Source organism: Parageobacillus sp. VR-IP (genome assembly GCF_013357975.1).
Classification (GTDB): Bacteria; Bacillota; Bacilli; order Bacillales; family Anoxybacillaceae; genus Saccharococcus; species Saccharococcus caldoxylosilyticus.
Genome location: NZ_JABVYQ010000001.1, coordinates 624,751 through 638,952, shown reverse-complemented (window position 1 = coordinate 638,952; position 14,202 = coordinate 624,751). Strand labels below are relative to the sequence as shown.

General features: G+C 46.3%; 13 protein-coding genes. All 13 read right to left on the bottom strand.

The window, feature by feature from the left end:
* Window positions 1-20: 20 nt before the first annotated feature.
* Window positions 21-1,109, bottom strand: a complete 1,089-nt coding sequence (locus tag HT574_RS03385) for a BMP family lipoprotein (protein WP_175243457.1) — start codon at window positions 1,107-1,109, stop codon at window positions 21-23.
* A 92-nt stretch (window positions 1,110-1,201) separates the two neighbouring features.
* Entirely contained in the window at window positions 1,202-1,933 is a 732-nt protein-coding gene (locus HT574_RS03380; RefSeq protein ID WP_017437026.1) for a GntR family transcriptional regulator, read from the bottom strand.
* Window positions 1,934-2,144: 211 nt separating this feature from the next.
* On the bottom strand, window positions 2,145-4,439 hold the full coding sequence (locus HT574_RS03375; protein WP_175243456.1) for a DNA translocase FtsK: 2,295 nt from the start codon (window positions 4,437-4,439) through the stop codon (window positions 2,145-2,147).
* 107 nt (window positions 4,440-4,546) lie between these two features.
* Window positions 4,547-4,771 carry a YlzJ-like family protein gene (locus tag HT574_RS03370; protein ID WP_175243455.1) on the bottom strand — a complete coding sequence of 75 codons (225 nt, stop codon included), beginning with the start codon at window positions 4,769-4,771 and terminating at the stop codon, window positions 4,547-4,549.
* Window positions 4,768-5,505, bottom strand: a complete 738-nt coding sequence (locus HT574_RS03365) for a ClpP family protease (protein WP_017437029.1) — start codon at window positions 5,503-5,505, stop codon at window positions 4,768-4,770. The genes HT574_RS03370 and HT574_RS03365 overlap by 4 nt, the downstream gene beginning before the upstream one ends.
* Window positions 5,506-5,620: 115 nt before the next feature.
* Complete coding sequence (locus HT574_RS03360) at window positions 5,621-7,285, bottom strand: ribonuclease J (protein ID WP_175243454.1); 1,665 nt, start codon at window positions 7,283-7,285, stop codon at window positions 5,621-5,623.
* A 146-nt stretch (window positions 7,286-7,431) separates the two neighbouring features.
* Window positions 7,432-8,304: a 4-hydroxy-tetrahydrodipicolinate synthase gene (gene dapA / locus HT574_RS03355; RefSeq protein ID WP_175243453.1), complete on the bottom strand. Its 873-nt coding sequence runs from the start codon at window positions 8,302-8,304 to the stop codon at window positions 7,432-7,434.
* A 5-nt stretch (window positions 8,305-8,309) separates the two neighbouring features.
* Window positions 8,310-9,563 carry an aspartate kinase gene (gene dapG, locus HT574_RS03350; protein ID WP_175243452.1) on the bottom strand — a complete coding sequence of 418 codons (1,254 nt, stop codon included), beginning with the start codon at window positions 9,561-9,563 and terminating at the stop codon, window positions 8,310-8,312.
* Window positions 9,564-9,596: 33 nt separating this feature from the next.
* Window positions 9,597-10,643, bottom strand: a complete 1,047-nt coding sequence (gene asd / locus HT574_RS03345) for an aspartate-semialdehyde dehydrogenase (RefSeq protein ID WP_175243451.1) — start codon at window positions 10,641-10,643, stop codon at window positions 9,597-9,599.
* Between the two features lie 339 nt (window positions 10,644-10,982).
* Window positions 10,983-11,588 carry a dipicolinate synthase subunit B gene (locus tag HT574_RS03340; protein WP_017437034.1) on the bottom strand — a complete coding sequence of 202 codons (606 nt, stop codon included), beginning with the start codon at window positions 11,586-11,588 and terminating at the stop codon, window positions 10,983-10,985.
* Window positions 11,589-12,491: a dipicolinic acid synthetase subunit A gene (gene dpaA / locus HT574_RS03335; RefSeq protein WP_175243450.1), complete on the bottom strand. Its 903-nt coding sequence runs from the start codon at window positions 12,489-12,491 to the stop codon at window positions 11,589-11,591.
* Between the two features lie 142 nt (window positions 12,492-12,633).
* A complete protein-coding gene (locus HT574_RS03330) occupies window positions 12,634-12,873 on the bottom strand; it encodes a YlmC/YmxH family sporulation protein (RefSeq protein WP_017437036.1) in 240 nt (79 codons plus the stop codon).
* 83 nt (window positions 12,874-12,956) lie between these two features.
* On the bottom strand, window positions 12,957-14,198 hold the full coding sequence (locus tag HT574_RS03325; RefSeq protein ID WP_017437037.1) for a M16 family metallopeptidase: 1,242 nt from the start codon (window positions 14,196-14,198) through the stop codon (window positions 12,957-12,959).
* Window positions 14,199-14,202: the final 4 nt, after the last annotated feature.

The window sequence follows — 14,202 nt, the reverse complement described above, 5'->3', positions numbered from 1 at the left end:
ACACTAGCCTTTTTATTTAGTTATTTTTTTAACGACGCTTCAAACTGTTGAAGTTCTTTTCGGTTTGTTGGAACTTTTACTTCGCCTTTGATAATTTTTTGCTTCCATTGGTCTACCGCTTTTAACACATCTGGCTTGATGTTATCTTGTGTTGGCGCAATGCCTACCCCATTTTCCTGAAGCCCGTATTCGAGCGTTTTGCCGCCAGGGAAATCACCGGCTTTTGCTCGTTTTGCTACGTCGTAAACAGCAACATCGACCCGTTTTACCATCGATGTCAACGTAACGTTATACGTTTTTCCATTTACTTTCACTATGCCTTCCGGTGCTTGGTCTTTATCAACACCGATAACCCAAATTTCACGATTCGGATCTTTCTTTTTCAAGTCTTTCGCTTCCGAGAACAAGCCGTTTCCTGTTGCCCCAGCGGCATGATAGATGACATCGATGCCAGAAGCATACATACTTGATGCGATCGCTTTTCCTTTATCGGCTTGGTCAAAAGCGCCGGCATATTGCACTTCCACTTTTGCTTTCGGATTGACGGCTTTGACACCGGCAAGGAATCCGCTTTCAAATTTTTCAATTAATGGAATTTCCATTCCGCCAATAAAGCCGATTTTGTTCGTTTTTGTCGTTAAACCAGCAACAACACCGACAAGGAACGAACCTTCATTTTCTTTAAAGGTAATGCTTGCCACGTTTGGTTCATTAACCACGGTGTCGACAATGGCAAAATTTTTTTTCGGATTTTGTTTTGCAACCTCTTTCATTGCATCTCCCATTAAGTAGCCAATTCCGTAAATCAAATCAAAATCGCTGCGCACTAGTTTATTTAAGTTCGTCGCATAATCCGCATCGCTAGACGATTGCAAATAATCATAGCCGCCGCGGCCTTTTTTCAGGTCATTGTCTTTTCCAAATTTTTGCAGACCTTCCCAAGCGGATTGGTTAAACGATTTGTCGTCAATACCACCGACGTCCGTTACCATCGCAACGCTAAACGTATCTTTGTTGCCGGCATTATTGCCTCCTTGTCCACCACAGCCGCCTAGTAAAGTGCCTGCTGCTAACATAAGAGACAGTGCAATTCCAAACCTTTTCTTCATTGTCCATTACCCCCTAATTCCAAAAAAATTGTCATTCTTCGTTAGTATGGAAACATCCTCGCCCTTCTATTCTATGTATCGGTTTCACCTCCTTAGAAGCTAATGCGTCTGCGCATGACATGGAAGCTAAATTTATCGGAGCGGAAATAGTTAATCGAATAAAAGATCGGTTCATCGTTTTTATCAAAATGCATTTGCTTTAATACAAGAAGCGCTGTTTCCGGCTCACATTGCAAAATCGGCGACACTTTCTCATGATAGCCGAGCGGCTCAATACGGGCTACCGCATATGCGATGTCCCGGTTGGTTTGATGATGTAAATTTTCAAATAGCGACTCTTGTTCATAAGAAATTCCTTTCGGCAAATATTTGCATAAAATTTTATCAATGCAATAGACAACAGGCTCCCCGTCCGCCGTGCGAACCCGTTCAATGTGCAAAATGGCATCGTCTGGCGAACATTGAAATCTTCGCACATCATCTTCGGTTGGCTGCTGAATGGAAGAAGATAAAAAAATCGTTCCCGGCTTGCGTCCCGCTTGGCGAATCATATCGGTCACGCTGCTCAGCTGCTCGATGCCGGAGGTAAACAGCGGTCTTGCGTTGACAAACGTTCCGACGCCGTGGCGGCGGATGATAACATTTTCTTCTTCTAGCACCCGCAACGCTTCGCGCAAGGTGGCGCGGCTGACGCCGAGCTGCTTTGCCAGTTCAAATTCCGAAGGAAGCTTTTGCTTTTCTTTATATACGCCGGTTTCGATATCATGTTTAATGCGATCAATCACCTGCAAATATAGATGGCGATTGTCCGATTTGATCGACATCAGAAAATCCTCCACTTTCTTCATTTTTAGATATCAGACCTCTGACATTAGACATGTAACCTATTTGACATTACTATAGCATTTTTTTTTTCATAAATAAATAGTTAATAAAAATTTTGTCGAAAAAAAGAAAAAGAATTATTGGTAGCGCTTCCAATGTGACATATTTTTTAGCGGAAAACAGGCGATTGCAGACCTGTTCTCCGCTTTTCTATGACGTTTTTTTTATATCTTCTTTCGAGAGCAGCACGGCACGCGGTTTACTTCCTTCATATGGTCCGACGACTCCGCGCGCTTCCATCGCGTCGATGAGGCGGGCCGCACGGTTATAGCCGATGCGAAAACGCCGCTGCAACATGGAAACGGAAGCACTTTGCATCTCTACGACAAGACGTACCGCTTCCTCATATAATTCATCGTCAAATGACGTATCTTCGCTTTCCTCGCTAATCATCATCTCTTCATAGTATTGAGCTTTTTGCTGGGAAATAACAAAGCCGACCACTTCTTCGACTTCTTGATCGGAAACAAACGCTCCTTGGACGCGCACCGGTTTGGAAGCGCCCATCGGCAAAAACAGCATATCGCCGCGGCCTAGCAGTTTTTCCGCGCCGCCCATGTCCAAAATTGTGCGCGAATCCGTTTGCGAGGAAACGCTAAACGCGATCCGCGACGGAATATTGGCTTTAATAACGCCGGTAATGACATCCACCGACGGCCGCTGGGTAGCGATAATTAAATGAATGCCGGCCGCGCGCGCCATTTGCGCGAGCCGTGTAATCGAATCTTCCACATCGGAGGAAGCGACCATCATTAAATCGGCCAGCTCGTCAATAATGACGACAATGTATGGAAGAAGCGGCTGTTTTTCGTTGGTTTCTTGATTATGACGCTGTATATGTTCATTGTACCCTTCGATGTTGCGCGTGCCGGTGTGCGAGAACAATTCATAGCGCCGCTCCATTTCTTGCACTACTTTTTTCAGTGCTTGCGACGCTTTTTTCGGATCGGTCACGACCGGCGTCAGCAAATGTGGAATGCCATTATAGACGCTTAATTCTACCATTTTCGGGTCGATCATCATTAGTTTTACTTCATGCGGTTTTGTCCGCATCAGCAAGCTGATGACAATGCCGTTGATGCATACACTTTTGCCGCTGCCGGTCGCCCCGGCGATTAACAAATGCGGCATTTTGTTCAGCTCTGCGACCACGACTTCGCCGGAAATGTCCCGCCCTAACGGAATTAACAGTTTTGCTTCCTGTTTGTAGTGATCAATCGCTTCTAACACTTCCCGCAGCGAAACGGTGGCAATTTCTTCATTTGGAACTTCAATGCCGATAGCAGATTTTCCAGGAATCGGAGCTTCAATGCGGATGTCCTTCGCTGCTAAGGCAAGCGCAAGGTCATCGCTTAAACTGACGATTTTGCTTACTTTCACGCCGACATCCGGGTATACTTCATATTTCGTCACCGCCGGGCCAAGGTGAACTTGCGTTACTTTCGCTTTAACACCAAAGCTTTGAAATGTTTTTTCCAGCTTGCGCGCATTCGCATAGATATTGGCATGATCCTTCACCTGACCGGTTTGCTTTGGCAAATGCAGCAGCTCAAGCGGCGGCAGCTGGTAATCCGTATTTTCCATCTCCGAGAATGCCAGCGGCGGAGACTCTTCTTCTGCATTTTCCCTGCTCTCTTCAGGTGGTCCGTATTCGGTTTCACTCGAGCGGGCAGCAGTAAAATCAGAAATAATCGGCGGCGAGAAAACTTCCCCTTCCTGTGCGGCCGGCTCCTCGTCGATGCTGTCGCTATGTGGAGAAGACGGCGTTACACTTGGTTTCCGCCGTTTGCGCTCCTTTTTTTGATGGTTCAACTGTTTCATATCGGCAATGAACGCCAGCCATTGCTGCTTCAGAAATGTAAGAAACAACATCACCGCTTTTCCGATGGTTTCCCGCAGCGATTTTCCCGTCAGAAAGACGATGCCGGCGAGAAAAAGAAAAAAACAGATCCACTTTGTGCCAAGTTCATCAAATAGTTGATAGCTTGCGGCAAACAGAAAAGCTCCGACCATTCCCCCTCCCAAGTCCGCACTCGCGGTTTTGCCGCTTGCTTCATTCCAAAACAATTCCCACGTCGTCCGGATCACGCTAGGATCAAATTGTCCCCGGCGCGACAACAAATCAAACAGCTTTTCATGACTTAAAAGCAAAAGAGCGGAAATGATAATATAGGAACCGAGAAAAATACGGTTGACAAACGAAGGCCAAGCGCGCTTCCAAATGAGATAAAACGACAGGCTAAACATGCCTACCAACAGCAGCATATACCATTCGCCAAAGAAAAAACGCGCCACAAGCACAAGCGCTTTTCCCACCAGCCCAAGGTGGGCCATTGCAATCACGGAAATCGCCAACATAGCAAGCCCGAGCAATTCGAAGCGAAACGCCTCTTTCCATTGCTTTTTGGACTGTTTTGTTTTTTTCTTTCGCTTCCGTTTTGCCACAATGATTCACTCCAATGAACGAATTCGAAGACTGGAAAAAAGCAGCCAACAATGGCTGCTTTTTTCCGTTTGCTTATTTATTATACCATGAATGGACATAGAATTCATTACGATGTTGCGGCAGACATCGGAAATCGCGACCCAGGTGCATATTTTGGATTTAAAAAATGAAACGGATTGGTGCTTAAATTTTGTACAATTTCATATTCATCGGTATCTGTTTTTTGCACGAGAAACGGAATGCCGTCATAATAGACCATCTTTTGTTTTTCATATGCTGCGGTGTCCGTTGGGAAAATTAAATGCTCCGGCATGATCGTATATAAAATCATTGAATCATCTTCCTTTCACCGGATTTTTTCATTTCAATTAATTCCCGCAATTTGTTCATCGCCTGCGAAACTCCGCCGACTTCATCAATCAGCCCATATTTAACCGCATCGGGACCGACGACGTTCGTGCCGATATCGCGCGTTAAATTTCCTTTCGAAAACATCAGTTCCTTAAACTTTTCTTCACTAATATTTGAATGTTTCGTAACAAAGCGAACGACCCGTTCCTGCATTTTATCTAAATACTCAAATGTTTGCGGAACGCCGATCACGAGCCCCGTCAGGCGAACCGGGTGGATCGTCATCGTCGCTGTTTCGGTAATGAACGAATAGTCGCAGGAAACGGCAATCGGCACACCGATCGAGTGTCCCCCTCCCAGCACGATCGAAACGGTCGGTTTAGATAAAGATGCCAGCATTTCTGCGATCGCCAATCCTGCTTCCACATCACCGCCTACCGTGTTTAAAATAACAAGCAACCCTTCAATATTTTGATTTTGCTCGATTGCTACAATTTGCGGAATGACATGTTCGTATTTTGTCGCTTTGTTTTGCGGTGGCAGCTGAATATGGCCTTCGATTTGCCCGACGATCGTCAAACAATGGATATTCGTATCCGGCGTCATTTGCGGAATGTTCGTTTGTCCTAATTGCTGAATCGCCTCTGCCGCTTGCTCCGTCTTTGTTTCCGGTTTTTCGTCTGCTTCTTGCTGTATGTAACGCTCTGTTTCCATATACATTCTCCTTTCTCTCCGTCATATGTTTAGTATGCTCGAGTTGGAAAAGAAAAATGCTGAATAGGGTAAAATCCCTACCAGCATTTTCCCGTGGACTTTGAGCATGATCGCACTATACTTCCATAATAATTGGCAAAATCATCGGCTTGCGTTTTGTTTTTTCAAATAAAAATTGGCCTAACGCTTCGCGAATATTGGATTTTAAAGAAGACCATTCCATCATATATGTCTGCAAACATTGGTTGATGATGGCAGCAACGATTTTGGTTGCTTCCTCTAGCAATGTTTCCGATTCTCTCACATACACAAAGCCGCGTGAAATAATTTCCGGTCCAGCGACAATATTTTTTGCATCTTTGCTTAATGTCACCACGACGATCAAAATACCATCTTGCGATAACAGACGCCGGTCTCTTAACACGATATTCCCGACATCGCCGATGCCAAGACCGTCAATTAAAATGTTTCCGTACGGAACTTTTCCGCCGGGACGCGCCACACCGTTGCGAAATTCAATCACTTCGCCTTTGTCAATCAAAAACGTCCGATCTTCGGAAATGCCGACCGCTTTGGCAAGATTGGCGTGCGCTTTTTGCATGCGGTATTCCCCATGAACAGGAATAAAGTACTTTGGCTTCATCAAATTAAGCATGAGCTTTAGCTCTTCTTGGCATCCGTGTCCTGATACGTGCACTTTTCGCTCGCGGTAAATGACATCCGCTCCGGCTCGGTATAACGCATCAATCGTTTTCGCAAATCCCAGCTCATATCCCGGCATGACGGAAGCTGCAACAATAACGGTATCTCCTTCTTTTATGTTCACCTGCTTATGCGCCTGTTTTGCCATGCGCGCCAATGCACTCATCGGTTCGCCATGGCCGCCTGTCGTTAAAATAATTAATTCTTTATCATCGTAGCGGTCAATATCATAAATGGAAATCGTCACTTTGTCCGGAAGATGCAAATAGCCGAGGCGCACTGCAATATCCATCACTTTATGCAATGTTTTTCCTACGACCGCCACCTTTCGTCCGTATGTTTTGGCCGCATGCAGCACTTGCTGGATTCTTGTAATATTGGACGCATAGCAGGCAATAAAAACACGGCCCTTCGCATTGTAAATCACGTCGGCGATTTCCTGAGCGACAACCGTATCGGAACCGGTATATCCCGGCCGTTCTGCGTTGGTGCTATCGGACAGTAAACAAAGCACCCCTTGTTCGCCAATTTGTGCCATCTTTCCTAAATCGGCTCGATTTTTGCCGTATGGAGTCTGGTCAAATTTAAAATCGCTCGTGTACACAATCGCTCCTTGCGATGTATGAATGCTAATTCCGACAGAATCGGGGATGCTGTGAATCGTCCGGAAAAACGTTACTTTCGCTTTGTCGAACAACAATTCGGAATTGGAGCGAATTTCATGCAGTTTGGCATTCGTAATTCCCTGCTCCTTTAAAATCGCTTCCGCCAACCCTAACGTTAATTTCGTTCCATACACCGGCACGGAAATTTTTTTGAGCACATACGCAATCGCCCCGATATGCTCTTCATGTCCATGGGTCAGGAAAATCGCTTTAATACGGTCTTGACGTTCCACAAGATAGCTAATGTCAGGGATCACTTTATCAATTCCGAGCATCTCATCTTCAGGAAACATAACCCCGGCGTCAATGACAAAAATGTCGTCATCAAGCTCCACAACATACATGTTTTTGCCGATTTCCCCAACTCCCCCAAGGGCAAAAATCCTTATTTTCTCTACTGGTTTCGTTCTCAATGCTACGTCCTCCTATGATGATACTAACCCGCTCAAAGTCACTTGCTTTTATTATAACTGATGGTCGATTTTAAACACAAGATAGTTTATAAAGCGCTTGATTTCACAAAAAAACCAACCCGCATAAAGAAGCGGATTGGTTTGCATTATAACATATTTAATAGGCGCATCAGTTCGCTGCGTTCTTGTTCGGTGAGCGGAACAAGCGGGAGGCGCACCGAGCCGACGTCTAATCCTTTTAGCTGCAATGCGGTTTTTACCGGCACAGGGCTTGGCGCGGCAAACAGGCCTTTCATAACCGGCAGCAGTTTTTGATGAAGCTTGGCCGCTTTCTTATTGTCGCCGGCTTCAAAAGCCGCGATCATTTGCTGCATTTCATTGCCGATAATATGCGATGCGACCGAAACGACGCCGGCTCCGCCGATCGCTAATACCGGAAGCGTAATGCTGTCATCGCCGCTATAAAGCTGAAAATCTTCCCGCGTGCGGGTGATGATTTCCGTCATCGCATCCAAATTGCCGCTCGCGTCTTTTACGGCAACAATATTAGGAATTTCCGATAAGCGGACAACCGTGTCGACCGCAATGTTGACAACCGAACGGCCCGGGATGTTATACAGCATAACCGGAAGCGATGTGCTCTCGGCAATCGCTTTAAAATGCTGGTACAGCCCTTCCTGATTCGGCTTATTATAATACGGCGCAACTAACATCACGGCATCGACGCCGATTTCTTCCGCCTTTTTCGTCAGCTCGATTGAGGCGCGCGTATTATTTGTTCCTGTTCCGGCAATCACTGGAACTCTTCCGTTGACAACGGAAACGACATGGCGGAATAACGCCACTTTTTCTTCGGTCGTCAAGGTCGGCGATTCGCCGGTCGTGCCGGCAATAACGAGCGAATCGGTTCCGTTTTCCAACAAGTAGTTGATAAGACTTGTCGTTTTCGCAAAGTCAATGTTTCCTTTATGGTCAAACGGCGTAACCATCGCTGTTACGATTTTCCCGAATTGAACCAATGTTTTCACCCCTTATTCCAATTTACCTCGTACTCATCCCATGATAGTTCGGAAAGATGAAACGCATCATGCAACGCGTTGACAGCTTTTTTCATGTCTTCTTCTTTGACTAATACCCAAATGGTCGTATGGCTATCAGCCGATTGTAAAATTTGAATTCCTTGTTCGGAAAGGGCGGTGACAATTTTCGCTGTAACTCCAGGAACACCGGCAATTCCAGCGCCAACAACAGACACTTTTGCACATCCTGTCACTACGGCCGGTTCATACCCGATGCGGCGCAATGCAGCAACCGCTTTTTCCGTCATTTCCCCAGCAACCGTATACACCACTCCATGTGGCGAAATATTAATAAAGTCTACGCTGATCCCTTCATTAGCCATCGCTTTAAACACATCGGACTGCAGTTCATAATGCCCTTCTCTCGCCTGCACTTTAATTTGCGTAACATTGGAAACGTACGTAATTCCCGTTACTAACCGCTCTTTAACATCGCTTCCTTTTTTGCCGCGAATGACAGATGTTACGAGCGTTCCTAATGAATCGGAATACGTGGAGCGTACGCGCAGCGGCACTTTTGCCTGCATCGCGATTTCGACTGCGCGCGGATGGATCACTTTTGCCCCTTGGTACGCCATGTTGCAAATTTCGGTATACGTGACGACATCGAGTGGACGGGCGTTTTCGACAATGCGCGGGTCGGCAGTCATAACCCCTTCGACATCGGTAAAAATATCGACCCATTCGGCGTTTAGCGCCGCGCCAAGCGCTGCCGCGGACGTATCGCTTCCGCCGCGTCCAAGTGTCGTTATATCGCCGTTTTCCGCCACTCCTTGGAAGCCCGCGACGACAACGACGTCATATTCATTTAGCGCCGCAAGAACGCGGTCGCAGCGCATTTCTATAATTTTTGCATTCGTATGATCGTCATTGGTGCGGAAACCCGCTTGGGCACCAGTGAACGCCGTCGCTTTAATGCCGTGTTTATTTAAAAGGTTGGCGAACACGACGCTGGAAATAATTTCGCCGCACGCCATCAGCATATCTTGTTCACGTTTGCTGACGTAATTGTTCGCCCCGCCAATCAGGCTAAGAAGCGTATCGGTCGCGTATGGATCCCCTTTCCGCCCCATCGCTGAGACAACGACGACGACTTTATAGCCATCTTCCAGCGCTCTTTCAATATGTTTGCGCGCAAAATCCCGTCCGCGTTCATCGCGGACGGATGTGCCCCCAAATTTTTGCACAATGATTTTCATGTTAACACCTCGATGTGAGACTGTCTCTATTTTTTATTTTATAAGCCCTAATTTCAGCAGGCTTTCGGCAATTTGCACTGAATTTGACGCCGCGCCTTTTAATAAATTGTCCGCTACGATCCATAGATGAAAAGCGCGGTCATCGTCTAAATCTTTGCGAATGCGGCCGACGAACACATCATATTTGCCGACGCAATCGACCGGCATCGGATATACTTGTTCGCTTGGGTCATCTTGTAAAACAACGCCTGGCGCCTCTTTTAATACCGCTTTAATGTCGTCTGCGCTGACGCCGTCTTTTTCAATTTCAATATATACCGACTCCGAATGGCCGCAGACAACCGGGATGCGCACACATGTCGCCGCTACTTGCAGCTCTGGCATATGCATAATTTTCTTCGTTTCATTAATCATTTTCATTTCTTCAAATGTAAAGCCGTTCTCTTGGAATTTATCAATCTGCGGAATGGCGTTAAACGCGATTTGGTAATGTTTGCGGTCCGATTTTACCGGTAAAATTTCCGGCGTCACCGGCTCGCCGTTTAACAACGCTTTTGATTGCTCTTTGAGCTCTTCAATCGCCTGCGCACCGGCGCCCGACACGGCCTGATACGTAGAGACAATCACCCGTTTTAGCCCAAACGCCTGGCGGATCGGTTCGAGCGCCACCACCATCTGAATGGTGGAACAGTTTGGATTGGCGATAATGCCGTTATGCCATGTTAAATCCTGTTCATTCACTTCTGGAACGACAAGCGGCACGTTTTCGTCCATACGGAATGCGCTCGTATTATCGATGACAATCGCCCCACGTTTTACCGCTTCCGGCGCCAGCACTTTGGAAACCGCCCCGCCCGCGCTAAATAGGGCGATATCTACGCCGGCAAAGCTTTCCGGCGCTGCTGCTTGCACTTCAATTTCTTCGCCGCGAAAGCGCATTTTTTTGCCTGCGGAACGCTCCGATGATAATAAAGTCAGTTTTCCGACTGGAAAGTTTCTATTTTCGAGTGTTTGTACCATTTGCTGACCAACTGCACCTGTTGCACCAACCACTGCAACGTGAAAGCGTCTTTCTTCCATGAACCATTCTCCTTCCACATCATCACTCAATCATATTACTAAACTTGTGCACGATGGAAATCGACAGGTTCTGGCGTACAGAAGAGCCTTTTCTACACCTTCGTGTAGACGCTCGCTCTTATTTCGCCAGAATTTCATGGATAAACACCTCGCTGGTGCTTCGCGTCCTGTCGGCACGGTTCAAAACCGCTCCCCACTTTATTCCAATGATTCCAACCACGGGCTTTCGTGGTCAATCAATTGTAAATTCATAGTTTTTATTTTATCATATTCTACTTTAAAAGAGGGAAAATTTTTATACATAGGCATGAATTTTCTACCGGTTCGTTTTCGGAGCGGTTAAGATGGGTCGTTGTCGCGGAATTTCTCGATAATAACCGGCTGCAGCTGTTTCCCTTCCAACGCAGCGAGAACGGTATCGCGAAGCAGCGACATTTTTGCGACCATCGAATTTGGTTTCGTGTGCGGAGCGTCTTGGCCAAACGGAATAAAATAAATATTTTTCGCCGCCATTAAGCGCATTAAGTTAACTCCGTTCAAGCCTAATGCATCGTTCGTGGAAATGCCAAGCACGACCGGACGGTGATTGCGCATCGTCGCTTTTGCCGCCATCAATACCGGAGAATCGGTCATTGCGTTGGCCAGTTTGCTCATCGAGTTTCCCGTCAACGGTGCAATAACCATGCAATCGAGCGGAATTTTCGGACCGAGCGGCTCTGCTTTCACAATCGTATCGATCACTTCGTTTCCTGTTATTTCTTCTAGTTTTTTTACCCATTCTTCTCCTTCACCAAAGCGGGTATTGGTCGTTTTCACCGTATACGTCACAATCGGCAGCACTTCCGCCCCTTCTTTCACCAATTTCTCTATTTCTGGCATGACCGCATCATACGTACAATGAGACCCCGTCAATCCAAACCCAATCCGCTTTCCTTTTAAACTCATTTACGCATTCCCCTTTCTTTTTTGTAAATCCGCATATAATAGTTGCGAAAGAACATTCGCGATAATTTGTCCTGCTGTTTTCGGCGCCACCACTCCCGGCAGCCCCGGTGCGAGAATCGCTTTTACGCCGCGCTTTTCGGCATAGCGGAAATCGGTGCCGCCCGGTTTGGATGCCAAATCGACAATGAGCGTATGCGCCGGCATTTTGGCGATCACACTTGCCGTTACGATTAAATGTGGAATGGTATTAATACAAATATCGATATCTTGCACTTCCTTTTCTAGATCATTGAGATGAAACGGCGTAAGGCCCATTTCCGTAATGCGAGCAAGATGCTCGGAACGGCGCGCCCCTACTTTCACCTTTGCACCAAGAGCAGCAAATGTACGAGCGACTGTCATGCCGATGCGTCCAAACCCAAGGACCGCTACGCGAGACCCATGAATCGTAAAATCAGTATGCTGAATGACAATCATGATTGTTCCCTCTGCTGTTGGGATCGAGTTATAAATCGCTACATCATCGCGTTCAAACAATTGAACATATTTGCGTCCGGCCTTTTTCATCAAGTTGTCTAAATAGCTATTGCTAATCCCGGAATAGACGGTGCAATGTTTTGGCGTTTTCACCAGCATTTCTTCCGTAAAAGGAATTTGCTCATGCGAAAATACCGTATTCACTTTTCCTTCTAGCGTCGTCCCATGAACTGGTAAAATGATCGCATCTAAATCGGCAAAGTCGACTTCATCGATTTGCAGTTTCGTTGCTCCTGTAAAATGGTGGGCTAATTGATCAAAACCGACTAAAGACAATTTCGCATCCAGCTCTACTAATTTACGAATTACTTCTAATTGCCGGGCATCCCCGCCGATAATGGCAACATGCATACCTGTCAGCATCATCCGTACACTCACCTTCTTTATATGTGAAAACTTAATATGCCTCTGCCTTATTTCCTTTCACATCTTATGTAAAATAAAGAACATAGGTGAATATCCCATCAAAGAAAAATGACCGCCATTGTGGCGGTCACTGCGTTTTTTCTTATTCATCGGGAAAATCAATAATCACCATATCGGCCCCAATTTTTTTAATGTATTTCCACGGAACGCGAATTTCGCTTCCCTCTTTGCGAAATCCAAACCATTTTCCGGTCGGAATCAATAGCGCCTGAATTTGCCCTGTCTGCTCATTGATTTCCAAATCTGTCTGCCCCAGTACACCGAGCCGCTCCGCCCGTCTTACATCGACAATTTCCTTTCCGCTTAATTCGCTCAGCCTCACCGCTTTTCCCCCTTCCTTTTCCTTTTTATTATTGTAAGAGGACAGAAACAAAAAAATGCCTGCATTTCGCAGGCTTTTTGACGTTACGGAAGGATTGGCTCCGGCAATTGGCCGCTTGGGCTAATTAAAGCAAGCGCGTAATCTTCATTGAAAATGGTGCGGGCGAGTTCATTGACTTTTTCCACTGTTACGCTATTAATTTCTTCAATCATTTCATCAAGGGAACGATGACGTCCGAGCAACAATTCGTTTTTGCCGTTGCGGCTCATGCGGCTGTTCGTGCTTTCTAAACCGAGCATTAAGCTTCCTTTCATCTGTTCTTTGCTATTCGTTAGCTCTTTTTCTGTAATTCCGTCTTCTTTTAATCGCTCGATCGTCTCTTGAATCGTTTCAAACAACATATCAAGCTGGTTGCTGCCCGTTCCGGCGTAAATCGCTAGTAGTCCGCTATCTTGGTAAGAGGAGTGATACGAGAAGACCGAGTACGCCAATCCGCGCTGTTCACGGACTTCTTGGAACAGCCGGCTGCTCATGCTGCCGCCTAAAATGTTGTTTAAAATAATTAATGTGTAAATATCTGGGTGGCCGACAGGAAGGCCGTTAAAACCGATGCATAAATGCGCTTGTTCCGTATCTTTTTTCCGCGCCAGCTTTTGCGGTTGAAAGGAAGGGGCTTTCGTCTCGCTTGCTTTCCGTTTCGCCGTAAAGGAGCCAAAATAGTTTTCCACCTGGTGGATAAAGCTTTCATCGACGTTGCCGGCAACGGAAATAACGATGCGATCCGGTGTATAATAATCGGCCATATATCCGCGCAGCGACTCGCCCGTAAACGTGCGCAACGTTTCTTCCGTCCCTAAAATCGGGTAGCCAAGCGGATGATTGGCGTAACAAGCCTTGCTTAGCAAGTCATGGACAATATCATCGGGCGTATCTTCGTACATTTTAATTTCCTCAAGCACGACATTCCGTTCTTTTTGCAATTCCTCCTCGACGAAGGTAGAATGGAAAAACATATCGGCAAGCATTTCGAGAGCAAATGGCGCATGCTCATCTAGCACTTTCGCATAATAGCACGTATATTCTTTTGATGTAAATGCATTCACTTGCCCGCCGATGCTGTCAAATGCTTCGGCGATCTCACGCGCTGTACGCGTTTTTGTGCCTTTAAAAAACATATGCTCTAAAAAATGAGAAATGCCGTTGTTTTGCTCCGTTTCATTACGCGAACCTGTACCGATCCAAACTCCGATCGCAACAGAACGCACAGTTGGGATTTGTTCTAGCACTATCCGTACACCATTTTTGCAAGTATATTTGTTAATCAACTCC